This window comes from Verrucosispora sp. CNZ293, from assembly GCF_002754655.1.
In genome coordinates, this window is sequence record NZ_PEFR01000001.1 from 5,562,713 (window position 1) to 5,583,824 (window position 21,112).

33 protein-coding genes and 1 pseudogene are annotated in these 21,112 nt (G+C 67.7%); all 34 read left to right on the top strand.

Going from position 1 to position 21,112, the window contains the following annotated elements:
• Positions 1-211: 211 nt before the first annotated feature.
• The 34 genes and pseudogenes from rpsL (at position 212) to rpsD (ending at position 21,039) form a co-directional block, all read left to right on the top strand.
• Positions 212-586: a 30S ribosomal protein S12 gene (gene rpsL / locus CLT74_RS25385; protein WP_013735958.1), complete on the top strand. Its 375-nt coding sequence runs from the start codon at positions 212-214 to the stop codon at positions 584-586.
• A gap of 1 nt (position 587) precedes the next feature.
• Complete coding sequence (gene rpsG / locus CLT74_RS25390; RefSeq protein WP_093403604.1) at positions 588-1,058, top strand: 30S ribosomal protein S7; 471 nt, start codon at positions 588-590, stop codon at positions 1,056-1,058.
• 74 nt (positions 1,059-1,132) lie between these two features.
• Positions 1,133-3,229 (top strand): elongation factor G, encoded by a 2,097-nt coding sequence (fusA, locus tag CLT74_RS25395; protein WP_099849586.1) that lies wholly within the window; start codon positions 1,133-1,135, stop codon positions 3,227-3,229.
• A gap of 221 nt (positions 3,230-3,450) precedes the next feature.
• Positions 3,451-4,644, top strand: coding sequence for an elongation factor Tu (gene tuf / locus CLT74_RS25400; protein ID WP_099849588.1), 1,194 nt, complete (start codon positions 3,451-3,453; stop codon positions 4,642-4,644).
• A 349-nt stretch (positions 4,645-4,993) separates the two neighbouring features.
• Positions 4,994-5,302, top strand: coding sequence for a 30S ribosomal protein S10 (gene rpsJ / locus CLT74_RS25405; protein WP_007073037.1), 309 nt, complete (start codon positions 4,994-4,996; stop codon positions 5,300-5,302).
• Positions 5,303-5,313: 11 nt separating this feature from the next.
• Positions 5,314-5,979, top strand: a complete 666-nt coding sequence (rplC, locus tag CLT74_RS25410) for a 50S ribosomal protein L3 (RefSeq protein ID WP_099849591.1) — start codon at positions 5,314-5,316, stop codon at positions 5,977-5,979.
• On the top strand, positions 5,976-6,626 hold the full coding sequence (gene rplD / locus CLT74_RS25415) for a 50S ribosomal protein L4 (RefSeq protein ID WP_099849593.1): 651 nt from the start codon (positions 5,976-5,978) through the stop codon (positions 6,624-6,626). Before rplC ends, rplD begins: the two co-directional genes overlap by 4 nt.
• A complete protein-coding gene (rplW, locus tag CLT74_RS25420; protein WP_093403611.1) occupies positions 6,623-6,925 on the top strand; it encodes a 50S ribosomal protein L23 in 303 nt (100 codons plus the stop codon). The genes rplD and rplW overlap by 4 nt, the downstream gene beginning before the upstream one ends.
• Positions 6,926-6,937: 12 nt before the next feature.
• Positions 6,938-7,777 (top strand): 50S ribosomal protein L2, encoded by an 840-nt coding sequence (gene rplB, locus CLT74_RS25425; RefSeq protein WP_099849595.1) that lies wholly within the window; start codon positions 6,938-6,940, stop codon positions 7,775-7,777.
• Positions 7,778-7,789: 12 nt separating this feature from the next.
• Entirely contained in the window at positions 7,790-8,071 is a 282-nt protein-coding gene (gene rpsS / locus CLT74_RS25430) for a 30S ribosomal protein S19 (protein WP_013735950.1), read from the top strand.
• Between the two features lie 40 nt (positions 8,072-8,111).
• Positions 8,112-8,567 carry a 50S ribosomal protein L22 gene (gene rplV, locus CLT74_RS25435; RefSeq protein ID WP_093403614.1) on the top strand — a complete coding sequence of 152 codons (456 nt, stop codon included), beginning with the start codon at positions 8,112-8,114 and terminating at the stop codon, positions 8,565-8,567.
• Complete coding sequence (gene rpsC, locus CLT74_RS25440) at positions 8,567-9,433, top strand: 30S ribosomal protein S3 (RefSeq protein WP_093403615.1); 867 nt, start codon at positions 8,567-8,569, stop codon at positions 9,431-9,433. The genes rplV and rpsC overlap by 1 nt, the downstream gene beginning before the upstream one ends.
• Positions 9,434-9,436: 3 nt before the next feature.
• Positions 9,437-9,862 carry a 50S ribosomal protein L16 gene (rplP, locus tag CLT74_RS25445; RefSeq protein WP_007465292.1) on the top strand — a complete coding sequence of 142 codons (426 nt, stop codon included), beginning with the start codon at positions 9,437-9,439 and terminating at the stop codon, positions 9,860-9,862.
• Positions 9,862-10,098: a 50S ribosomal protein L29 gene (gene rpmC, locus CLT74_RS25450; RefSeq protein ID WP_007073028.1), complete on the top strand. Its 237-nt coding sequence runs from the start codon at positions 9,862-9,864 to the stop codon at positions 10,096-10,098. The genes rplP and rpmC overlap by 1 nt, the downstream gene beginning before the upstream one ends.
• Positions 10,095-10,373 carry a 30S ribosomal protein S17 gene (rpsQ, locus tag CLT74_RS25455; protein ID WP_099849597.1) on the top strand — a complete coding sequence of 93 codons (279 nt, stop codon included), beginning with the start codon at positions 10,095-10,097 and terminating at the stop codon, positions 10,371-10,373. Before rpmC ends, rpsQ begins: the two co-directional genes overlap by 4 nt.
• Positions 10,374-10,468: 95 nt before the next feature.
• Positions 10,469-10,837, top strand: a complete 369-nt coding sequence (gene rplN, locus CLT74_RS25460; RefSeq protein ID WP_007465279.1) for a 50S ribosomal protein L14 — start codon at positions 10,469-10,471, stop codon at positions 10,835-10,837.
• Positions 10,834-11,154, top strand: a complete 321-nt coding sequence (rplX, locus tag CLT74_RS25465) for a 50S ribosomal protein L24 (protein WP_170863408.1) — start codon at positions 10,834-10,836, stop codon at positions 11,152-11,154. Before rplN ends, rplX begins: the two co-directional genes overlap by 4 nt.
• Positions 11,154-11,723, top strand: coding sequence for a 50S ribosomal protein L5 (gene rplE, locus CLT74_RS25470; protein WP_093403618.1), 570 nt, complete (start codon positions 11,154-11,156; stop codon positions 11,721-11,723). Before rplX ends, rplE begins: the two co-directional genes overlap by 1 nt.
• Position 11,724: 1 nt before the next feature.
• Positions 11,725-11,910, top strand: coding sequence for a type Z 30S ribosomal protein S14 (locus tag CLT74_RS25475; RefSeq protein ID WP_007073023.1), 186 nt, complete (start codon positions 11,725-11,727; stop codon positions 11,908-11,910).
• Between the two features lie 97 nt (positions 11,911-12,007).
• Positions 12,008-12,415 carry a 30S ribosomal protein S8 gene (gene rpsH / locus CLT74_RS25480; RefSeq protein WP_093403619.1) on the top strand — a complete coding sequence of 136 codons (408 nt, stop codon included), beginning with the start codon at positions 12,008-12,010 and terminating at the stop codon, positions 12,413-12,415.
• Between the two features lie 16 nt (positions 12,416-12,431).
• The gene (gene rplF, locus CLT74_RS25485; RefSeq protein ID WP_099849600.1) at positions 12,432-12,974 is read left to right on the top strand and encodes a 50S ribosomal protein L6; all 543 of its coding nucleotides are present in this window, start codon (positions 12,432-12,434) and stop codon (positions 12,972-12,974) included.
• The gene (gene rplR, locus CLT74_RS25490; RefSeq protein ID WP_093403621.1) at positions 12,971-13,360 is read left to right on the top strand and encodes a 50S ribosomal protein L18; all 390 of its coding nucleotides are present in this window, start codon (positions 12,971-12,973) and stop codon (positions 13,358-13,360) included. The genes rplF and rplR overlap by 4 nt, the downstream gene beginning before the upstream one ends.
• Positions 13,361-13,394: 34 nt before the next feature.
• Positions 13,395-14,009 carry a 30S ribosomal protein S5 gene (gene rpsE / locus CLT74_RS25495; protein ID WP_099849603.1) on the top strand — a complete coding sequence of 205 codons (615 nt, stop codon included), beginning with the start codon at positions 13,395-13,397 and terminating at the stop codon, positions 14,007-14,009.
• A complete protein-coding gene (rpmD, locus tag CLT74_RS25500) occupies positions 14,009-14,191 on the top strand; it encodes a 50S ribosomal protein L30 (RefSeq protein WP_018784560.1) in 183 nt (60 codons plus the stop codon). The genes rpsE and rpmD overlap by 1 nt, the downstream gene beginning before the upstream one ends.
• Positions 14,191-14,634, top strand: a complete 444-nt coding sequence (gene rplO, locus CLT74_RS25505) for a 50S ribosomal protein L15 (RefSeq protein ID WP_099849605.1) — start codon at positions 14,191-14,193, stop codon at positions 14,632-14,634. Before rpmD ends, rplO begins: the two co-directional genes overlap by 1 nt.
• 233 nt (positions 14,635-14,867) lie before the next feature.
• Entirely contained in the window at positions 14,868-16,190 is a 1,323-nt protein-coding gene (gene secY / locus CLT74_RS25510; protein WP_099849607.1) for a preprotein translocase subunit SecY, read from the top strand.
• Positions 16,191-16,844 (top strand): adenylate kinase, encoded by a 654-nt coding sequence (locus CLT74_RS25515; RefSeq protein ID WP_099849609.1) that lies wholly within the window; start codon positions 16,191-16,193, stop codon positions 16,842-16,844. It abuts the gene before it with no gap.
• Positions 16,845-16,932: 88 nt separating this feature from the next.
• A complete protein-coding gene (gene map, locus CLT74_RS25520; protein WP_099849611.1) occupies positions 16,933-17,784 on the top strand; it encodes a type I methionyl aminopeptidase in 852 nt (283 codons plus the stop codon).
• A gap of 92 nt (positions 17,785-17,876) precedes the next feature.
• Positions 17,877-18,413, top strand: a pseudogene (locus CLT74_RS25525) (DUF1707 SHOCT-like domain-containing protein); the annotation flags it as partial.
• 427 nt (positions 18,414-18,840) lie between these two features.
• Positions 18,841-19,062 (top strand): translation initiation factor IF-1, encoded by a 222-nt coding sequence (gene infA, locus CLT74_RS25530; protein WP_007073013.1) that lies wholly within the window; start codon positions 18,841-18,843, stop codon positions 19,060-19,062.
• A gap of 90 nt (positions 19,063-19,152) precedes the next feature.
• Entirely contained in the window at positions 19,153-19,266 is a 114-nt protein-coding gene (rpmJ, locus tag CLT74_RS25535; protein WP_012184307.1) for a 50S ribosomal protein L36, read from the top strand.
• A 214-nt stretch (positions 19,267-19,480) separates the two neighbouring features.
• A complete protein-coding gene (gene rpsM / locus CLT74_RS25540) occupies positions 19,481-19,861 on the top strand; it encodes a 30S ribosomal protein S13 (RefSeq protein WP_099849613.1) in 381 nt (126 codons plus the stop codon).
• Positions 19,862-19,991: 130 nt separating this feature from the next.
• On the top strand, positions 19,992-20,399 hold the full coding sequence (gene rpsK, locus CLT74_RS25545; RefSeq protein ID WP_013288613.1) for a 30S ribosomal protein S11: 408 nt from the start codon (positions 19,992-19,994) through the stop codon (positions 20,397-20,399).
• A 13-nt stretch (positions 20,400-20,412) separates the two neighbouring features.
• Positions 20,413-21,039 carry a 30S ribosomal protein S4 gene (gene rpsD / locus CLT74_RS25550; protein WP_091290324.1) on the top strand — a complete coding sequence of 209 codons (627 nt, stop codon included), beginning with the start codon at positions 20,413-20,415 and terminating at the stop codon, positions 21,037-21,039.
• The last annotated feature ends 73 nt before the right edge of the window (positions 21,040-21,112 follow it).

The following is a 21,112-nucleotide window of genomic DNA, read 5'->3' on the forward strand; positions in this document are numbered from 1 at the left end:
GATCCGGCCTGCGGCCTCCGTGTGCCGGTGACAAACCCCGGGTCTGCGCGCGAGCGCCGGACGGGAACCGTGAGCCGGGCGACACGCCCGACCGCGGGTGCCGGGACCACCGCGAGGTGGCCCTGGTCGGAATGTAGGAGAGCCGATCACGAGATCGGCTACGGCAGACGGCGCGGCCGCGACAGGCGGCCGAAGGGAGCGGAGAAACCCGGTGCCCACCATTCAGCAGTTGGTCCGAAAGGGCCGTCAGGCGAAGACGACCAAGACCAAGACCCCGGCGCTCAAGGGCTCCCCGCAGCGGCGGGGCGTGTGCACCCGGGTGTACACCACCACCCCGAAGAAGCCGAACTCGGCGCTGCGCAAGGTCGCTCGTGTCAAGCTCAGCAGCCAGGTCGAGGTGACCGCCTACATCCCCGGTGTCGGGCACAACCTGCAGGAGCACTCGATCGTGCTCGTGCGTGGTGGCCGGGTGAAGGACCTCCCCGGTGTGCGTTACAAGATCGTCCGCGGTTCGCTGGACACCCAGGGTGTCCGCAACCGCAAGCAGGCGCGCAGCCGTTACGGCGCGAAGAAGGAGAAGAGCTGACATGCCGCGTAAAGGACCTGCTCCGCGGCGGCCGCTGGTCGCTGACCCGGTGTACAACTCGCCGCTGGTCACGCAGCTGGTGAACAAGATTCTGCTGCGCGGCAAGCGTCAGCTCGCCGAGCGCGTCGTGTACGCCGCCCTGGAGGGCTGCCGGGAGAAGTCCGGTACCGACCCGGTCGTCACCCTCAAGCGCGCCATGGACAACGTCAAGCCGACCCTCGAGGTACGCAGCCGCCGTGTCGGTGGCGCGACCTACCAGGTTCCGGTCGAGGTCCGGCCGGCCCGCGCCACCACGCTCGGCCTGCGCTGGTTGGTCACCTACGCCCGCGCCCGGCGTGAGAAGACCATGATCGAGCGGCTGATGAACGAGCTGCTGGACGCGAGCAACGGCCTCGGTGCCGCCGTCAAGCGGCGCGAGGACACGCACAAGATGGCCGAGTCCAACAAGGCCTTCGCGCACTACCGCTGGTAACACCCTGGTCCCGGCGCCATCCGGTGCCGGGACCGCCACCAGTTGTGTCGAGACGACGATAAGTAGGGATTGAAGTGGCCGCCGCAGACGCGCTCGCCAACGTACGCAACATCGGCATCATGGCCCACATCGATGCCGGTAAGACCACCACCACCGAGCGAATCCTGTTCTACACCGGCATCACGTACAAGATCGGTGAGGTCCACGAGGGCGCTGCCGTCATGGACTGGATGGAGCAGGAGCAGGAGCGCGGTATCACCATCACTTCCGCCGCCACGAAGTGCGAGTGGAAGGGCCACACGATCCAGATCATCGACACGCCCGGCCACGTCGACTTCACGGTCGAGGTGGAGCGGTCGCTGCGGGTGCTGGACGGTGCCGTCGCGGTCTACGACGGTGTGGCCGGCGTGGAGCCGCAGACCGAGAACGTCTGGCGCCAGGCGGACAAGTACAACGTCCCGCGGATGTGCTTCGTCAACAAGCTCGACCGCACCGGTGCCGACTTCTTCCGCTGCGTGCAGATGATGATCGACCGGCTGAACGCCACCCCGCTGGTGCTTCAGATCCCGATCGGCGCCGAGTCCGACTTCATCGGCGTGGTCGACCTCGTCGAGATGCGTGCCCTCACCTGGCGTGGCGAGACCCAGAAGGGTGAGGACTACGCGGTCGAGGAGATCCCGGCCGAGCTGGCCGACTCCGCCGCCGAGTGGCGCGAGAAGCTGATGGAGACCCTGGCCGACGTCGACGACTCGGTGATGGAGAAGTACCTGGAGGGCGAGGAGATCTCCACTGAGGAGATCAAGGCCGCCATCCGTCGGGCCACCATCGGCGGCAAGGCCAACCCGGTCCTCACCGGCACCGCCTTCAAGAACAAGGGCATCCAGCCGATGCTGGACGCGGTTGTCGCGTACCTGCCGTCGCCGCTGGACATCCCGGCGATCGAGGGTACGGCCACCGACGGTGAGACCCCGATGCAGCGCAAGCCGTCGGTGTCCGAGCCGTTCTCCGGCCTGGCCTTCAAGATCCAGACGGACAAGCACCTCGGCAAGCTCACCTACGTGCGGATCTACTCCGGCACGCTCGAGTCCGGCTCCCAGGTGGTCAACTCCACCAAGGACCGCAAGGAGCGGATCGGCAAGATCTACCAGATGCACGCCAACAAGCGGGAAGAGCGCAGCTCCGCCCAGGCTGGCGACATCATCGCGGTGCAGGGTCTGAAGCAGACCACCACCGGTGACACTCTCTGCGACCCGGCGAACCCGGTCATCCTGGAGTCGATGACCTTCCCGGAGCCGGTCATCGAGGTGGCCATCGAGCCGAAGACCAAGGCCGACCAGGAGAAGCTCAGCACCGCCATCCAGCGGCTGGCCGAGGAGGACCCGACCTTCCGCGTCAAGCTGGACGACCAGACCGGTCAGACGGTCATCTCCGGCATGGGCGAGCTGCACCTGGACATCCTGGTCGACCGGATGCGCCGCGAGTTCAACGTCGAGGCGAACATCGGTAAGCCGCAGGTGGCGTACCGCGAGACCATCCGCCGCAAGGTGGAGAAGGTCGAGTACACCCACAAGAAGCAGACCGGTGGTTCCGGCCAGTACGCCCGGGTGATCATCAGCCTGGAGCCGCTGCCGCTGGGGAACGACGCGCCGACGTACGAGTTCGCTAACGCCGTCACCGGTGGCCGCATCCCCCGGGAGTTCATCCCGTCGGTGGACGCGGGTGCGCAGGACGCCATGCAGTACGGCATCCTCGCCGGCTTCCCGCTGGTCGGCGTCAAGCTGACCCTGTTGGACGGCCAGTACCACGAGGTCGACTCGTCCGAGATGGCATTCAAGATCGCCGGCTCGATGGTGATGAAGGAGGCGGCCCGCAAGGCCGACCCCGCACTGCTCGAGCCGATGATGGCTGTTGAGGTCACCACTCCCGAGGAGAACATGGGTGACGTCATCGGCGACCTCAACTCCCGACGCGGCATCATCCAGGCGATGGAGGAGCGCAGTGGCGCCCGTGTCGTCCGTGCGCTGGTGCCGTTGTCGGAGATGTTCGGCTATGTCGGCGACCTGCGGTCGAAGACCCAGGGCCGGGCTAGCTACAGCATGCAGTTCGACTCCTACGCGGAGGTTCCGGCCTCGGTGGCGAAGGAGATCATCGCCAAGGCGACGGGTGAGTGACGCTCACCTGACGTGATCGGATGATCCGAGGTGGTCGCGGGAGCAATCCCGGACCGCGACCACCTCGGTCGGATTGTGTGAATTCCGGGCCTGTAGGCTTCATCGCCGCAGAACCCACAAAAGCTCTCCGGCCGTCAGGCCGGAAAGGCTGTCGACAGAGTCCTAAGCGCCGACCTGGCGCGCCGGGGCGAACGAACCAAGAAGTCCACAGGAGGACACCAGTGGCGAAGGCGAAGTTCGAGCGGACTAAGCCGCACGTCAACATCGGCACCATTGGTCACATCGACCACGGTAAGACGACGCTGACGGCGGCCATCACCAAGGTCCTGCACGACCAGTACCCGGACCTGAACCCGTACACGCCGTTCGACGAGATCGACAAGGCGCCCGAGGAGAAGGCCCGCGGCATCACGATCTCGATCGCACACGTCGAGTACCAGACCGAGGCGCGGCACTACGCGCACGTCGACTGCCCCGGTCACGCCGACTACATCAAGAACATGATCACCGGTGCCGCCCAGATGGACGGCGCGATCCTGGTGGTCGCGGCGACCGACGGCCCGATGCCGCAGACCCGCGAGCACGTGCTGCTGGCCCGCCAGGTCGGCGTGCCGTACATCGTCGTGGCGCTGAACAAGAGCGACATGGTCGACGACGAGGAGCTCCTGGAGCTCGTCGAGCTCGAGGTCCGTGAGCTGCTCTCGGCCCAGGAGTACCCGGGCGACGACCTGCCGGTCGTGCGTGTCTCGGCGCTCAAGGCCCTTGAGGGCGACCCGGAGTGGACCGGCCGCCTCCTGGAGCTGATGAACGCGGTTGACACCGCGATCCCGCAGCCGGAGCGCGAGACCGAGAAGCCGTTCCTGATGCCGATCGAGGACGTCTTCACGATCACCGGTCGTGGCACCGTCGTCACCGGTCGCGCGGAGCGCGGCGTGCTCAAGCCGAACGAGGAGGTGGAGATCGTCGGTATCCGCGAGAAGTCGCAGAAGACGGTCTGCACCGGCATCGAGATGTTCCGCAAGCTGCTCGACGAGGCCCGCGCGGGTGAGAACGTCGGTCTGCTGCTGCGGGGCATCAAGCGCGAGGACGTCGAGCGCGGCATGGTGGTCGTCAAGCCGGGCACCAGCACCCCGCACACCGAGTTCGAGGCGACGGTCTACATCCTCTCCAAGGAGGAGGGCGGCCGGCACACCCCGTTCTTCCAGAACTACCGTCCGCAGTTCTACTTCCGGACCACGGACGTCACCGGTGTCGTCACCCTCCCCGAGGGCACCGAGATGGTCATGCCTGGCGACAACACCACGATGACCGTGAAGCTGATCCAGCCCATCGCGATGGAGGACAACCTCAAGTTCGCGATCCGGGAGGGTGGCCGTACGGTCGGCGCTGGTCGCGTCACCAAGATCATCAAGTGAGCTGGGTAACCCCGATTAGACCCGCCGCCGGTCGTGCGGCATACTAGTCAGGTTGCGTAACGACAGTTCGCCGCCCGTGTTCGGCTTCCGCTGAACCTCCGGGTAGGCAGAGCAGTCGGGCGTGGGGTGGTTGGCGGCCCGTCCGTCAACCACCCTCGCACGGCGTTCAGGTCGCCACAGTGCGATCGGCGCCTGGACCCACCGCGGTCAGGCTCGCTCCGGTGTCCCGGGGCGGAGCCTGACCACAGGGCGCGACACGCCCGACCGCGGGGGTGGGCGAAGAGGGTCTGTGCCAGCCGGTACAGGCACCCGCAACACAGCGGCATCGAGAGAAGGAACAGAAGCCACCATGGCGGGACAGAAGATCCGCATCCGGCTCAAGGCCTATGACCACGAGGTCGTCGACTCCTCGGCTCGGAAGATCGTCGAGACGGTGACGCGTACCGGGGCGCAGGTCGCGGGCCCGGTGCCGCTGCCCACGGAGATCAACCGTTTCTGCGTCATCCGCTCGCCGCACAAGTACAAGGACTCGCGCGAGCACTTCGAGATGCGTACGCACAAGCGACTGATCGACATCATCGACCCGACCCCGAAGACGGTCGACTCGCTCATGCGCCTCGACCTGCCGGCTGGCGTCGACATCGAGATCAAGCTGTAGGGACCGGACACATGGACAGGCAAGTTAAGGGGATCCTGGGCGCGAAGCTCGGCATGACCCAGGTCTGGGACAACAACCGCGTTGTCCCGGTGACCGTGGTTCAGGCCGGCCCCTGCGTCATCACCCAGGTTCGTGACGCCGACAAGGACGGTTACTCCGCGGTCCAGCTGGCGTACGGGACGATCGACCCGCGAAAGGCCAAGAAGCCGCTGCGCGGGCACTACGCCAAGGCCGACGTGGCGCCGCGCCGACACATCGTCGAGCTGCGCACCAACGACGCCGCGGAGTACTCGCTCGGCCAGGAGGTCACGGTCGAGGAGTTCCCGGCGGGCGTCTCGATCGACGTGACCGGCAAGACCAAGGGCAAGGGCTACGCCGGCCCGATGAAGCGGCACGGCTTCCACGGTCTGCGCGCCAGCCACGGTGTCGAGCGCAAGCACCGCTCGCCGGGCTCCATCGGCGCCTGCGCCACCCCGGGTCGCGTCTTCAAGGGCACCCGGATGGCCGGCCGCATGGGTGGCGTGCGCTACACCGTGCAGAACCTGACCGTCCAGGCGGTCGACACCGAGAACAATCTCCTGCTCGTCCGTGGCGCCATTCCGGGCCCCAAGGGCGCGCTGGTCCTGGTCCGCACCGCGGCCAAGGCAAAGGCGAAGAAGGGCGGTGTGGGCAAGTGACCACCGTTGACGTCCTCAACTCAGAGGGCACCAAGACCGGCTCGGTCGAACTGCCCGCCGACATCTTCGACGCGCAGGCCAACATCGCGCTGATGCACCAGGTCGTCGTGGCGCAGCTCGCTGCCGCTCGGCAGGGCACCCACAAGACCAAGACCCGGGGCGAGGTTTCCGGCGGCGGCAAGAAGCCGTACAAGCAGAAGGGCACCGGTCGGGCCCGGCAGGGCTCGATCCGCGCGCCGCAGTTCGCCGGCGGCGGCGTGGTCCACGGCCCGGTGCCGCGTGACTACAGCCAGCGCACCCCGAAGAAGATGAAGGCCGCCGCGCTGCGTGGCGCCCTGTCGGACCGGGCGCGCGCCGGGCAGGTGCATGTCGTCGAGGCGTTCGTCTCGGGCGAGAAGCCGTCGACCAAGGCCGCGCTGACCGCGCTCGCCAAGCTGACCACCGCCCGTCGGGTGCTGGTCGTGCTGAGCAGCACCGACGAGCTGAACTGGGTGTCGCTGCGCAACGAGCCGCGGGTGCACCTGATCGAGGCTGGCCAGCTCAACACGTACGACGTGCTGGTGGCCGACGATGTGGTCTTCACCAAGGAGGCCCTGGACGAGTTCCTGGGCGTTCCGGCCGAGACCACCGAGGAGGGTGGCAAGTGAGCACGATCGCCGATCCGCGCGACATCATCGTCGCGCCGGTCGTCTCGGAGAAGAGCTACAGCGAGCTGAACCGCAACTGGTACACCTTCCTGGTGCACCCGGACGCGAACAAGACGGCGATCAAGATCGCTATCGAGCAGATCTTCAACGTCCGTGTCCTGACGGTCAACACGCTCAACCGCGAGGGCAAGCGCAAGCGGACCCGTACCGGGTTCGGCAAGCGCAAGGACACCAAGCGGGCGATGGTGAAGCTGGCTGAGGGCGACCGCATCGAGGCCTTCGGCGGCCCGGTCAGCTGAGGGGTGTAGACAATGGCTATTCGTAAGTACAAGCCGACGACGCCGGGCCGGCGTGGCTCAAGCGTCGCCGACTTCGCCGAGATCACCCGGTCGACGCCCGAGAAGTCGCTGCTGGCTCCGCTGCCCAAGAAGGGCGGCCGGAACGTGCACGGCCGGATCACCGCCCGGCACCAGGGTGGCGGTCACAAGCGTCAGTACCGGATCATCGACTTCAAGCGGGTCGACAAGGACGGCGTGCCGGCCAAGGTCGCGCACATCGAGTACGACCCGAACCGCACCGCGCGGATCGCGCTGCTGCACTACGCCGATGGCGAGAAGCGTTACATCATCGCGCCGAAGGACCTGAAGCAGGGCGACGCGGTCGAGTCCGGTCCGAGCGCCGACATCAAGCCGGGCAACAACCTGCCGCTGCGCAACATCCCGGTCGGTACCACCATCCACAACGTGGAGCTGCGTCCGGGCGGCGGCGCCAAGCTGGCCCGTTCGGCCGGCGTCGGCATCCAGCTGCTCGGCCGGGAGGGCGCGTACGCGACCCTGCGGATGCCGTCCGGCGAGATCCGGCGGGTGGACGTGCGCTGCCGCGCCAGCATCGGTGAGATCGGCAACGCCGACCAGTCAAACATCAACTGGGGCAAGGCCGGCCGGATGCGTTGGAAGGGCAAGCGCCCGACCGTGCGCGGTGTCGCCATGAACCCGGTCGACCACCCGCACGGTGGTGGTGAGGGCAAGACCTCCGGTGGTCGCCACCCGGTCAACCCGCAGGGTAAGCCCGAGGGCCGCACCCGTCGTAAGGGCCAGCCGAGTGACCGGCTGATCGTCCGCCGTCGCTACGCCACGCGTAAGCGCGGCTGAGGGAGATAAGACATGCCTCGCAGCCTGAAGAAGGGCCCGTTCATCGACGACCACCTGCTCAAGAAGGTGGAGACGCAGAACGAGAAGGGCTCGAAGAACGTCATCAAGACCTGGTCGCGGCGCTCGACGATCATCCCGGAGATGCTGGGACACACGATCGCCGTACACGACGGACGCAAGCACGTCCCGGTGTTCGTGACCGAGGCGATGGTCGGGCACAAGCTCGGCGAGTTCGCGCTGACCCGCACGTTCAAGGGTCACGAGAAGGACGACCGGAAGAGCCGCCGGCGCTGACGCCGCGGGCATACGGATAGAGGATCAAGGGGTTACAGCGATGCCAGGAAAGGGCGACGCTCCGGTGCTTCCGGGCGCGCGGGCGGTTGCGCGGCATGTGCGCATCTCGCCGATGAAGGCGCGCCGGGTGGTCAACCTCGTCCGCGGCCTGCCCGCGAAGGAGGCGCTCACGGTGCTGCAGTTCGCGCCGCAGGCCGCGAGCGAGCAGGTGTACAAGGTGCTCGCTAGCGCGATCGCCAACGCGGAGAACAACGAGCGGCTGGACCCCGACGCGTTGCTCGTCAGCGAGGCGTTCGTGGACGAGGGCCCGACGATGAAGCGGTTCCAGCCACGGGCGCAGGGCCGGGCGTACCGGATCCGTAAGCGCACCTGCCACATCACCGTGGCGGTCGAGGCGGTCGCGCCGGCCGCGCCGAGGAAGTCGGCGAACAAGGCGGCTCCGGCGAAGCAGACCGCGCCGGCCGAGACGCAGAGCAACACGGAGGGCGCCGAGTAATGGGTCAGAAGGTTCACCCGCACGGGTTCCGGCTCGGCATCTCGACCGACTGGAAGTCCCGCTGGTTCGCGGACAAGCTCTACAAGGACTACATCGGCGAGGATGTCAAGATCCGCCGGATGATGTCCAAGGGGCTGGAGCGCGCCGGCATCTCCAAGGTTGACATCGAGCGCACCCGCGACCGGGTCCGCGTCGACATCCACACCGCCCGGCCGGGCATCGTCATCGGCCGTAAGGGTGCGGAGGCCGACCGGATCCGCGGCGAGCTGGAGAAGCTCACCGGCAAGCAGGTGCAGCTGAACATCATCGAGGTGAAGAACCCCGAGTCGGACGCGCAGCTGGTCGCCCAGGGCGTTGCCGAGCAGCTCTCCAGCCGGGTCAGCTTCCGCCGCGCGATGCGTAAGGCGATGCAGTCGGCGATGAAGAACCCGATGTGCAAGGGCATCCGGGTGCAGGTCTCGGGCCGCCTCGGCGGCGCCGAGATGAGCCGCACGGAGTTCTACCGCGAGGGTCGGGTTCCGCTGCACACGCTGCGGGCCAACATCGAGTACGGCTTCTTCGAGGCCCGTACCACCTTCGGCCGCATCGGCGTGAAGGTCTGGATCTACAAGGGTGACGCGGTGCCGGGTCGGGAGACTCCGGCCGAGGCGCCGTCGCGCCCGCGCCGGGAGCGCGGTGACCGGCCCGAGCGGCCGCGCCGCGGTCGGTCGGGTTCGTCCGGCACGACCTCCGGTGGCACCGAGGCCGGCCGGGCTGCCGCGACGACCGTCGCGCAGCAGGCCGAGACGCCGAGTGGCGAGCCGGTCGACAGCGCTGCTGTCGCGGCGGCTGCTTCGGCTCCGGCAGAAACGCAGCAGGAGGGCTGACAGATGCTGATGCCGCGCAAGCCCCCGAAGGGCTTCCGCAAGCCGCACCACCCGGACCGCAGCGGCGCGTCCAAGGGCGGCAACCGGGTGGTGTTCGGCGAGTTCGGGATCCAGGCTCTGGAACCGGCGTACGTGACCAACCGGCAGATCGAGTCGGCGCGTATCGCGATGACCCGCCACATCAAGCGTGGCGGCAAGGTCTGGATCACCATCTTCCCGGACCAGGCCCTCACCAAGAAGCCGGCGGAAACCCGGATGGGTTCCGGTAAGGGCTCGCCCGAGTGGTGGGTCGCGAATGTCAAGCCCGGGCGGGTTCTCTTCGAGATGTCCTTCCCGAACGAGCAGATCGCGCGAGAGGCGATGCGTCGCGCGATCCACAAGCTCCCGATGAAGTGCCGCATTGTTACGCGCGAAGTGGGTGAATCCTGATGGCAGCGGGCGTTAAGGCCTCCGAGCTGCGTGAGCTCTCCGAGGAGGAGCTGGTCACGAAGCTGCGTGAGGCCAAGGCGGAGCTGTTCAACCTCCGCGTGCAGGCCGCGACCGGGCAGCTGGACAACAACCGGCGGCTGCAGGTCATCCGTCGGGAGATTGCCCGGATCTACACGATCATGCGTGAGCGTGAGCTGGGGCTCTCGGCCGCGCCGACTGAGGTGACTGCTTCATGAGCGAGAACACGACCGCCACCCAGCCGCGGGGCCGCCGCAAGGTCCGTGAGGGCCTCGTGGTCAGCGACAAGATGGAAAAGACCGTCGTGGTCGAGGTCGAGGACCGGGTCAAGCACGCGCTGTACGGCAAGATCATGCGCCGGACCAGCAAGCTCAAGGTCCACGACGAGCAGAACTCGGCTGGCATCGGCGACCGCGTCCTGATCATGGAGACCCGGCCGCTCTCCGCCACCAAGCGGTGGCGGCTCGTGGAGATCCTCGAGAAGGCCAAGTAGCGAAGGCTCGAGCTCGGCCGGGAAGGTCGGGCGCAGGTTCCGCCAGGCTCCGGCTGCCCCGGCGGCCGGAGAACCGGCAGACATAGGAGATAGACGTGATTCAGCAGGAGTCGCGACTGCGCGTCGCCGACAACACGGGTGCCCGGGAGATCCTGTGCATCCGGGTTCTCGGTGGCTCCGGTCGGCGCTACGCGAGCATCGGCGACGTCATCGTGGCCACCGTCAAGGACGCGATCCCGGGTGCCGGTGTGAAGAAGGGCGACGTGGTCAAGGCCGTCGTCGTCCGCACCGCCAAGGAGAGGCGGCGTCCGGACGGCTCGTACATCCGCTTCGACGAGAACGCCGCCGTCATCATCAAGGACGGTGGGGATCCGCGCGGTACCCGTATCTTCGGCCCGGTCGGTCGCGAGCTGCGGGACAAGCGGTTCATGAAGATCATCTCTCTCGCGCCGGAGGTGTTGTGACCGTGAAGGTCAAGAAGGGCGACACGGTCGTCGTCATCGCCGGCAAGGACAAGGGTGCCAAGGGCAAGGTCATCGCGGCCTACCCGCGGCAGGACAAGGTCCTGGTCGAGGGCGTGAACCGGATCAAGAAGCACACCCGCATCAGCACCACCCAGCGTGGCGCCAAGACCGGTGGCATCGTCACCCAGGAGGCCCCGATCCACGTCTCGAACGTGATGGTCGTGGACTCCGACGGCAAGCCGACCCGCGTCGGCTACCGGATCGACGAGAACGGCCAGAAGGTTCGCATCGCGCGTAGCACCGGTAAGGACCTGTGATGACCACGGCTACCGAAACCAAGACGATGCCGCGCCTCAAGGAGCGGTACCGCAACGAGATCATCGCCCAGCTGCGCGAGCAGTACGAGTACGGCAACCCGATGCAGGTGCCGCGGCTGGTCAAGATCGTCGTGAACATGGGTGTGGGCGAGGCTGCCCGGGACGCCAAGCTCATCGACGGCGCGGTCCGCGACCTGGCCACGATCACCGGTCAGAAGCCGCAGGTCCGGCGGGCGACGAAGTCCATCGCGCAGTTCAAGCTGCGGGAAGGCATGCCGATCGGCGCGAAGGTGACCCTGCGCGGCGACCGGATGTGGGAGTTCCTGGACCGGCTGCTCTCCATCGCGCTGCCGCGTATCCGTGACTTCCGCGGCCTCGACGGGCGCAAGCTCGACGGGCACGGCAACTACACGTTCGGTCTGACCGAGCAGTCGGTGTTCCACGAGATCGACCAGGACAAGATCGATCGCCAGCGGGGCATGGACATCACGGTGGTCACGACCGCCACGACCGACGACGAGGGCCGGGCGCTGCTGAAGCTCCTGGGCTTCCCGTTCAAGGAGAACTGAGATGGCCAAGAAGGCGCTGATCCTCAAGGCGGCCGCGAAGCCGAAGTTCTCGGTTCGCGCGTACACCCGCTGCCAGCGGTGCGGGCGTCCCAAGGCGGTCTACCGCAAGTTCGGGCTCTGCCGGGTGTGCATCCGGGAGATGGCCCACCGCGGTGAGCTGCCCGGCGTGTCCAAGGCTTCCTGGTAATAGCCCGGCGCGCTTCGGCGCATCAGCTGGACTGTCTCTTCGCCGTAGGCCTGCGACGTGTCGCGGGAACCCCGGCGAGAAAGGTTGACGAGTTTTCATGACGATGACCGACCCGATCGCAGACATGCTCACGCGTCTGCGTAACGCCAACCAGGCGTACCACGACCGGGTGACGATGCCCTACTCGAAGATCAAGGCGAACATCGCCGAGGTCCTCAAGTCCGAGGGTTACATCGCCACCTGGGCGGTCGAGGAGCCCGAAGAGGGAGCCGTCGGCAAGCGACTGGTCGTCGAGCTGAAGTACGGCCAGAACCGGGAGCGGAGCCTGGCCGGTATCAAGCGCGTCTCCAAGCCCGGTCTGCGGGTGTACGCCAAGTCGGACGGGCTCCCCCGGGTGCTCGGTGGGCTGGGCGTGGCGATCATTTCGACGTCCCAGGGACTGCTCACCGACCGGCAGGCCCGCAAGCGGAGCGTTGGCGGGGAAGTCCTCGCCTTCGTCTGGTAACGGGAGACAGGTAGAAATGTCGCGTATTGGACGTAAGTCGATCCCGGTGCCATCCGGCGTCGACGTGACGATCGACGGCCGGACCGTCAAGGTCAAGGGCCCCAAGGGCGAGCTGTCGCACACCCTGGCCGAGCCGATCACCATCGAGCGGGCCGAGGACGGGCAACTGAGCGTCAACCGCCCGAACGACGAGCGCAAGGCCAAGGAACTGCACGGCCTGAGCCGTACCCTGGTCGCCAACATGATCGTCGGGGTCACCGAGGGCTACCGTAAGAGCCTGGAGATCGCCGGCACCGGTTACCGGGTCACCGCCAAGGGCAAGGACCTGGAGTTCGCGCTCGGGTTCTCGCACCCGGTGCAGGTGCAGGCGCCCGAGGGCATCACCTTCACGGTGGAACGCCCGACGCTGTTCCACGTGGCCGGCATCGACAAGCAACTCGTCGGTGAGGTCGCCGCCAACATCCGGAAGATTCGCCCGCCGGAGCCCTACAAGGGCAAGGGCGTGAAGTACCAGGGCGAAATCATCCGACGCAAGGCCGGAAAGGCAGGTAAGAAGTGAGCGCCACGCTGCTCAAGCGCCGCCGCGGCGTCGCCGCCAAGCGTGCCGTCGGGCGGGCGCGGCGGCACTTCCGAGTGCGCAAGAACGTCAGCGGCACCGCCGCGCGTCCCCGCCTGGTGGTCACCCGTTCGCTGCGGCACATCGTCGCCCAGATCGTCGACGACACCAAGGGTCACACCCTGGCGTCGGCCTCGACCCTGGACGCCTCGGTGCGCGGCACGGAGGGCGACAAGAGCGCCCTGGCTGGCAAGGTCGGCACGCTGCTGGCCGAGCGGGCCAAGGCCGCTGGCATCTCCAAGGTCGTCTTCGACCGCGGTGGCAACCGGTACGCGGGGCGGGTCGCCGCGCTTGCCGACGCCGCCCGCGAAGCCGGGCTCGAGTTCTGACAATCCCCGTCACGAGAGAGAAGGAAGGCTGCTGATGCCAGGTCAACAGCGCCGTGGCGGCGGGTCCGGTGGCAACGAGGGTGGTCGCCGCGACAACCGCCGTGAGGGCGGCCGCGGAAACGCGCCCGCCGAGAAGACCCCGCACCTCGAGCGGGTCGTCGCGATCAACCGCGTCGCCAAGGTCGTGAAGGGTGGTCGTCGCTTCAGCTTCACCGCCCTGGTGATCGTGGGCGACGGCGACGGCACCGTGGGCGTGGGCTACGGAAAGGCCAAGGAGGTGCCCGCGGCGATCGCCAAGGGCGTCGAGGAGGCCAAGAAGCACTTCTTCAAGGTGCCGCGGATCGGTTCCTCGATCCCGCACCCGGTCACGGGCGAGGACGCCGCCGGGGTGGTGCTGCTCAAGCCGGCCTCCGCCGGTACGGGTGTCATCGCCGGTGGTCCGGTCCGTGCCGTGCTGGAGTGCGCGGGCATCCACGACGTGCTCTCCAAGAGCCTGGGCTCGTCGAACCCGATCAACATCGTGCACGCCACCGTGGCCGCGCTGAAGGGGCTTGAGTCCCCGGAGGCCGTTGCCGCGCGGCGGGGTCTGCCGGTGGAGGACGTCGCGCCGGCGGCCATGCTGGCGTCGCGGGCGGGGGTGGCGTCCTGATGGCACGTCTCAAGGTCACCCAGGTCCGTTCCGAGATCGGGACCAAGCGGAACCAGCGCGAGTCGCTGCGTTCGCTCGGTCTCAAGCGGATCAATGACGTGGTGGTCAAGGAGGACCGGCCCGAGATTCGCGGCATGATCTTCACGGTCAACCACCTCGTGAAGGTCGAGGAGGTCGAGTAATGACGATCAAGGTCCACCACCTGCGTCCGGCGCCGGGTGCCAAGACCGCGAAGACCCGTGTGGGTCGCGGTGAGGGCTCCAAGGGCAAGACCGCCGGTCGCGGTACCAAGGGTTCGAAGGCCCGGAAGAACATCTCGGCGGCGTTCGAGGGTGGGCAGATGCCCATCCACATGCGCCTGCCGAAGCTGAAGGGCTTCAAGAACAAGTTCAAGGTGGTCTTCCAGGTGGTAAACCTGGACCGCCTGGCCGAGCTGTTCCCCAACGGTGGCCAGGTCGGCCCGACCGAGATGGTCGAGGCCGGCGCGGTCCGCAAGGGGCAGCCGGTGAAGGTCCTCGGCACCGGGGATCTCGGTGGGGTGGCTCTCCAGGTGTCGGCGCACGCGTTCAGCGCGTCGGCCAAGGAAAAGATCACCGCCGCCGGCGGCTCGGTCACCGAGCTGTAGAGCTGTTTTACCCATGGCGCCCGCCAGTTGATCCCAGCTGGCGGGCGCCATGGTCTACAACGGGCCTGTGCGCCCGGTAACATCGGTTTCGGTTTATGTAGCCGGGCACATCTGCCCGGACCGGGATCGGGCTGTTAGAGTCCCTTCCCAGCCATGGATATCGGGCACTTGCCCGGAACCCACCCCGATCCGCCAGGGACGACCGGCGGCCCGCCTCGCGCAGGAGGAAGAAGTTGCTGTCCGCCTTTCTCAGTGCGTTCCGTACGCCTGACCTGCGCAAGAAGCTGCTGTTCACAGTCGGCATCATCGCGATCTACCGGCTCGGCGCCACGGTGCCCAGCCCGGGCGTCTCGTACGGCAACGTGCAGAAGTGCCTGGAGTCCATTGAGGGCTCCACAGGCGTACTGAACCTGCTCGACCTCTTCTCCGGCGGCGCGCTGCTGCAGCTGTCGATCTTCGCGCTGGGCATCATGCCCTACATCACCGCGTCGATCATCCTGCAGCTGCTGACGGTGGTCATTCCCCGGCTGGAGCAGCTCCGCAAGGAGGGCCAGGCCGGCCAGGCGAAGATCACCCAGTACACCCGCTACCTGACGCTGGGGCTGGGTGTTCTGCAGGCCTCGGCGTTCGTGGCGCTGGCCCGCTCCGGGCAGCTGTTCAACAACCAGTGCAACGAGGAGATCATCCCGACCGGCACCGGCATCCCGGACTGGCTGACCCTGTCCATCCTGGTGATGACGATGACCGCCGGTACCGGCATGGTCATGTGGCTCGGTGAGCTGATCACCGACCGCGGCGTCGGCAACGGCATGTCCGTCCTGATCTTCACCTCGATCGCGGCCCGCCTCCCCAGCGAGGGCTGGCGGATCAAGGAGAGTCAGGGCTGGTGGAAGTTCTTCCTCGTCATCGCGCTGGTCCTGGTGGTCATCACCGCTGTCACCTTCATCGAGCAGGCACAGCGCCGCATCCCGGTGCAGTACGCCAAGCGCATGATCGGCCGGCGGATGTACGGCGGCACCTCGACCTACATCCCGCTGAAGGTCAACCAGGCGGGTGTGATCCCGGTCATCTTCGGTTCGTCGCTGCTCTACCTGCCGCAACTGGCGCTGCAGTTCTTCGACCAGAATGACCCGGGCAAGACCCAGGCGTGGATCCAGAACAACCTGGTCGACCCGACCAGCCCGATCTACATCGTGGTCTACTTCCTGCTGATCATCTTCTTCACCTACTTCTACGTCTCGATCACGTTCAACCCGACCGAGGTCGCGGACAACATGAAGAAGTACGGCGGCTTCGTGCCGGGCATCCGTCCCGGCAAGCCGACCGCCGACTACCTGGACTTCATCCTCAGTCGCATCACCCTGCCGGGCGCGCTGTACCTCGCGACCATCTCGATCCTGCCGAACTTCTTCTTCATCTGGCTGGACCGGCAGCAGTACCTCAACTTCCCGTTCGGTGGTACCGCAGTGCTGATCATGGTCGGCGTGGCTCTGGAGACGAGCAAGCAGATCGAGAGCCAACTGATGCAGCGGAACTACGAAGGGTTCCTGCGGTAGATGAGACTGGTTCTGGTTGGCCCGCCGGGCGCGGGCAAGGGCACACAGGCGGAGTTCATCGCCGCGCACCTGTCCGTGCCGAAGATCTCGACCGGCGACATCTTCCGGGCCAACGTGTCCCAGGGCACCCCGCTCGGCGTCGAGGCCAAGCGATACATGGACGCCGGCAAGCTGGTACCGGACGAGGTCACCATCAACATGGTTCGGGACCGGCTCGCCGAGCCGGACGCCGCCGACGGCTTCCTGCTCGACGGGTTTCCGCGCACCACCCCGCAGGCCGCCGCGCTGGACAAGCTCCTCGCGGACCTCGGGACGGCGCTGGACATCGTGCTCGAACTGGTCGTCGACGACGACGAGGTGATCCGACGGCTCTCCGGTCGGCGTACCTGCCGGGGCTGCGGCAAGATCTGGCATGTCGAGTTCGACCCGACCAGCCGGGACAGCATCTGCGACCGTTGTGGCGCGGAGCTGTTCCAGCGCGACGACGACAAGCCGGAGACCATCGCGGCCCGGCTGCGGGAGTACGCCGAGAAGACCGCGCCGCTTGTGGACTACTACGGCGCGCAGGGCAAGTTGGTGGGCATCGACGCCACCGGCCCGGTGGAGGACGTCACGGTCCGCGCCATCGACGCCCTTCGGTCGTACGGGGGCTGAGGTCGCCCGGCCGCCAGCCGGATAGAGTGCGAACAGCGGGGTACGCGGGTCGTACCCCGCTGTTTGGGCAACGAAAGGTAGCGCCTCCATGCGTCGTCCCCAGCTGGACATCCAGCTGAAGACTCCTGAGCAGATCGAGAAGATGCGGGCTGCCGGCCTCGTGGTCGCGGCGGCACTTCGCCGGATGCGGGAGGCGGTCGCCCCGGGGGTGAGCACCGCCGACCTGGACGAGATCGCCGAGACCACGATCCGCGAGGCGGGAGCGGTCCCGTCGTTCAAGGGCTACCACGGGTTCCCGGCGTCGATCTGTTCCTCGGTCAACGAGCAGATCGTGCACGCCATCCCGTCGCCGAAGCAGGTCCTCGCCGACGGCGACCTGATTTCGATCGACTGCGGAGCGGTGCTCGACGGGTGGCACGGCGACGCGGCGATCACGGTCGGCGTGGGCGAGGTGGATCCGGCGCTGCTGCGGATGGCCGAGGTGGCCGAGGACGCGATGTGGGCCGGGATCGCCGCGGCCGCTCGCGGCGCCGCCAGCGGCAAGGGCCGGCTTACCGACATCTCGCACGCGGTGGAGCGCGCGGTCCGTAAGGCGGGGCGCTACGGCATCGTCGACGGCTACGGCGGGCACGGCATCGGCACCGAGATGCATCAGGACCCGCACGTGCTCAACCACGGGCGGCCGGGCAAGGGGCCGCGGTTGGTGCCGGGGCTGGCGCTGGCCATCGAGCCGATGATCACTATGGGTTCGCCGCGTACGGCGGAACTCGCCGACGGCTGGACCGTTGTCACCCGCGACGGCTCGCGTGCCGCACACGTCGAGCACAGCATGGCCCTGCTGCCCGACGGGGTGTGGGTGCTCACCGCTCACGACGGCGGCCGGGCCCGCCTGGGTGATCTGGTGACCGCTCGCCAGCCGAGCGCCTCGACGACCGCGTGACGGGCACCCGCGCGGGCGGGCCGAGCCGGAAGCACTGACCCACCGGGCCGCCCGTTCGGCGGCAGTGGCAGCGCGGTGGCATGCTTGCCGGCATGGACGAGCGGGACGCCATGCGGGCAGCGGACTCCGACCGGCAGGCCGTCGCCGAACGCCTCCGGAGCGCCCTCGACGAGGGCCGACTCGACCTGCACGAGTACGACGAGCGGTTGCAGCGGGCCTACGCCGCCCGCACGTACGCCGAGTTGGACGTCCTTCTCGGTGATCTGCCGGTGCCCGCCGGTGCGGTGGTGCCGACGCCCCGGGGCCCGGATGTGCCAGTGCCGGCCGACGGTGGACGCGGGCTGACCGCGCGCTGGCTGGCCGAGGTCTGGGAGCCCTGGCTGAAGGTGGTCGGGATCGTGGTGGCGATCTGGGCGGTCAGCTCGCTGGCGACCCGTGACGCGCTCTACTTCTGGCCGGGTTGGGTCGCGGGTCCGTGGGGTGCGGTGCTGCTGGTGCGTACCGCCACCGGACTGGCGAGCGGTGAGCCTCGGCGGTGGGCGGCGGAGCAGGAGCGCCGCCGGCAGCGAAAAGCGGAGAGGCGCGCTCTCAAGCGGGAGCGCAAGGCCCTCGGTCAGCAGCAGCCCGATGCCATCGGCGGGAGGCCGACAAGCGGCGGTGCCGCGCTGCCGACGGACGGCGTTTCCGGTGACGCGCGGGCGGTGGCCGGCGACACCGGCCACGGCGCGGCAACGCCCGCTGGCCGGGCGGGTACTGATACCGGCGAGGCCACCGGTGCGCCGGGGAGCGAGCCGGCGCACCGCCCTGACCGGGGCGATCTGGGCTGAACGTCCCGATTCTCGGGCTGGGACGGGGTCAGGTGGCCTGTCGGTTTGGCGACGGCGTGCAGGCGGGCGTACACTTTCTGATCGGCGCACAGCGTCCACTCCGCCATGCCCACCAGCGCTTCGGTGGGACGCGGAGCCGCGGCTGGCGCGGGAAGCCTGATCTTGGTCAAGCACCCGTGTAAGACGTTGTGGGCCGTCCGGAGTAACCGACGTCAGGACAGCGGAGGACATGCCGAAAAAAGACGGAGCCATCGAGATCGAAGGTCGGGTAATCGAGCCCCTGCCGAACGCCATGTTCCGGGTGGAGCTCGCCAACGGCCACAAGGTGCTGGCTCACATCAGCGGCAAGATGCGGCAGCACTACATCCGCATCCTGCCGGAGGATCGAGTCGTCGTCGAGCTCTCGCCGTACGACCTGACCCGCGGGCGCATCGTCTACCGCTACAAGTAAGCCTGACGGCGGCCGGGAACGTCCCGTGTCCGTCTTCGACGTCCGGTGTCGCGCCTCGTGGCGCCGGGCCAGATGGGAAGTAAGGCAACCGTGAAGGTCAAGCCGAGCGTCAAGAGGATCTGCAACAAGTGCCGGGTGATCCGCCGGCACGGCCGGGTCATGGTCATCTGCACCGACCCGCGCCACAAGCAGCGCCAGGGCTGAACCAGCCCACACATCACACATGCTCGTCCCAGCCGCGAGCGGTGCGCAGCGCGTACTCAATCGTGGTTGACCCCCGGTCGAAGGCCGGGGCCCGCTCGGGCAGCGACCGATCCCGGTCGCCGGCGCCATCGGCGTCGGGAGGACAGGGACGGCCGGTAGCGGGGTGGGACGGGTCCACACCTTCGCCAGCACACCACGAGGAGTACGCCCGCACATGGCACGTCTAGTCGGCGTCGACCTCCCCCGCGAAAAGCGGATGGAGATCGCGCTCACCTACATCTTCGGCGTGGGCCGCACCCGCGCCCTGGAGACGCTCGGCGCTACCGGCATCTCGCCGGACAAGCGCGTCCGGGACCTCACGGACGAGGAGCTGGTCCAGCTCCGGAACCACATCGAGGCCAACTACAAGGTTGAAGGCGACCTGCGCCGCGAGGTCGCCGCTGACATCCGCCGCAAGGTCGAGATCGGCTGCTACGCCGGCATCCGGCACCGCCGGGGCCTGCCCGTGCGTGGCCAGCGGACCAAGACCAACGCGCGGACCCGCAAGGGCCCGAAGCGGACCGTCGCCGGCAAGAAGAAGCCCGGCAAGAAGTAGTTCTTAAACCGGAATTCTGGTCGTTCTCCGCCGAGGCCGGCCGGGCTCCAACTGGAACCGGTGTCCACGGAATCAGCGGGGCGGAAGACCGGAAGCCGATCGAGAACCGAAACAGGAGCGCACAAGACTTATGCCACCGAAGGCTCGTGCCGGAGCCGCTGTCAAGAAGGTCCGGCGCAAGGAACGTAAGAACGTCGCCCACGGGCAGGCGCACATCAAGAGCACCTTCAACAACACCATCGTCTCGATCACCGATCCGACTGGTGCCGTCATCTCCTGGGCCTCCTCCGGCCAGGTGGGCTTCAAGGGCTCCCGCAAGTCGACTCCGTTCGCCGCGCAGCTGGCCGCCGAGGCCGCCGCGCGTCGGGCCATGGAGCACGGCATGCGCAAGGTCGACGTGTTCGTCAAGGGCCCCGGCTCCGGCCGGGAGACCGCCATCCGTTCGCTGCAGGCCGTGGGCCTTGAGGTCGGGCAGATCTCCGACGTCACCCCGCAGCCGCACAACGGGTGCCGTCCGCCGAAGCGTCGTCGGGTCTGAGAGGTAGAGAGAGATGGCTCGTTACACCGGTGCCGACTGCCGCCGTTGCCGTCGGGAGAAGATGAAGCTGTTCCTCAAGGGCAGCAAGTGCGATGGTCCGAAGTGCCCGTTCGAGTCCCGGCCGTTCCCGCCCGGGCAGCACGGCCGCGGCCGCACGAAGGAGACGGAGTACCTGCTCCAGCTCCGGGAGAAGCAGAAGGCCCGCCGCGTGTACGGCGTGCTGGAGAAGCAGTTCCGCGGCTACTACGAGGAAGCCGTGGGCAAGAAGGCCAAGACCGGCGAGGTGCTGCTGCAGATCCTCGAGTCGCGGCTGGACAACGTGGTCTACCGGGCCGGCTACGCCAAGTCCCGTGACATGGCCCGTCAGCTGGTCAAGCACGGTCACTTCACGGTGAACGGCAAGAAGGTCGACATCCCGTCGTACCGCGTCAAGGAGCACGACATCATCGAGGTCCGGGGCAAGAGCAAGGAGCTCACCCCGTTCATCGTGGCCCAGGCCGAGGCCGGCTCCAAGACCGTTCCGGCGTGGTTGGAGGCGATCCCCAGCCAGATGAAGGTCCTGGTGCACTCGCTCCCGGCCCGACAGGTGATCGACACCCAGGTCCAGGAGCAGCTGATCGTCGAGCTCTACTCCAAGTAAGGGCTCGTTGCGGTGGCCCGCCCCCGGCGGGGGCGGGCCACCGGAACAGTTTGTGTCGTGGGCGTCATATAGC

Coding starts and splice junctions, on each gene's coding strand:
- rpsG (WP_093403604.1), top strand. CDS start 588: ATGCCGCGTAAAGGACCTGCTCCGCGGCGGCCGCTGGTCGCTGACCCG.
- rpsJ (WP_007073037.1), top strand. CDS start 4,994: ATGGCGGGACAGAAGATCCGCATCCGGCTCAAGGCCTATGACCACGAG.
- rplC (WP_099849591.1), top strand. CDS start 5,314: ATGGACAGGCAAGTTAAGGGGATCCTGGGCGCGAAGCTCGGCATGACC.
- rplB (WP_099849595.1), top strand. CDS start 6,938: ATGGCTATTCGTAAGTACAAGCCGACGACGCCGGGCCGGCGTGGCTCA.
- rpsS (WP_013735950.1), top strand. CDS start 7,790: ATGCCTCGCAGCCTGAAGAAGGGCCCGTTCATCGACGACCACCTGCTC.
- rplV (WP_093403614.1), top strand. CDS start 8,112: ATGCCAGGAAAGGGCGACGCTCCGGTGCTTCCGGGCGCGCGGGCGGTT.
- rpsC (WP_093403615.1), top strand. CDS start 8,567: ATGGGTCAGAAGGTTCACCCGCACGGGTTCCGGCTCGGCATCTCGACC.
- rplP (WP_007465292.1), top strand. CDS start 9,437: ATGCTGATGCCGCGCAAGCCCCCGAAGGGCTTCCGCAAGCCGCACCAC.
- rpmC (WP_007073028.1), top strand. CDS start 9,862: ATGGCAGCGGGCGTTAAGGCCTCCGAGCTGCGTGAGCTCTCCGAGGAG.
- rpsQ (WP_099849597.1), top strand. CDS start 10,095: ATGAGCGAGAACACGACCGCCACCCAGCCGCGGGGCCGCCGCAAGGTC.
- rplE (WP_093403618.1), top strand. CDS start 11,154: ATGACCACGGCTACCGAAACCAAGACGATGCCGCGCCTCAAGGAGCGG.
- CLT74_RS25475 (WP_007073023.1), top strand. CDS start 11,725: ATGGCCAAGAAGGCGCTGATCCTCAAGGCGGCCGCGAAGCCGAAGTTC.
- rpsH (WP_093403619.1), top strand. CDS start 12,008: ATGACGATGACCGACCCGATCGCAGACATGCTCACGCGTCTGCGTAAC.
- rplF (WP_099849600.1), top strand. CDS start 12,432: ATGTCGCGTATTGGACGTAAGTCGATCCCGGTGCCATCCGGCGTCGAC.
- rpsE (WP_099849603.1), top strand. CDS start 13,395: ATGCCAGGTCAACAGCGCCGTGGCGGCGGGTCCGGTGGCAACGAGGGT.
- rpmD (WP_018784560.1), top strand. CDS start 14,009: ATGGCACGTCTCAAGGTCACCCAGGTCCGTTCCGAGATCGGGACCAAG.
- rplO (WP_099849605.1), top strand. CDS start 14,191: ATGACGATCAAGGTCCACCACCTGCGTCCGGCGCCGGGTGCCAAGACC.
- CLT74_RS25515 (WP_099849609.1), top strand. CDS start 16,191: ATGAGACTGGTTCTGGTTGGCCCGCCGGGCGCGGGCAAGGGCACACAG.
- map (WP_099849611.1), top strand. CDS start 16,933: ATGCGTCGTCCCCAGCTGGACATCCAGCTGAAGACTCCTGAGCAGATC.
- infA (WP_007073013.1), top strand. CDS start 18,841: ATGCCGAAAAAAGACGGAGCCATCGAGATCGAAGGTCGGGTAATCGAG.
- rpsM (WP_099849613.1), top strand. CDS start 19,481: ATGGCACGTCTAGTCGGCGTCGACCTCCCCCGCGAAAAGCGGATGGAG.
- rpsK (WP_013288613.1), top strand. CDS start 19,992: ATGCCACCGAAGGCTCGTGCCGGAGCCGCTGTCAAGAAGGTCCGGCGC.
- rpsD (WP_091290324.1), top strand. CDS start 20,413: ATGGCTCGTTACACCGGTGCCGACTGCCGCCGTTGCCGTCGGGAGAAG.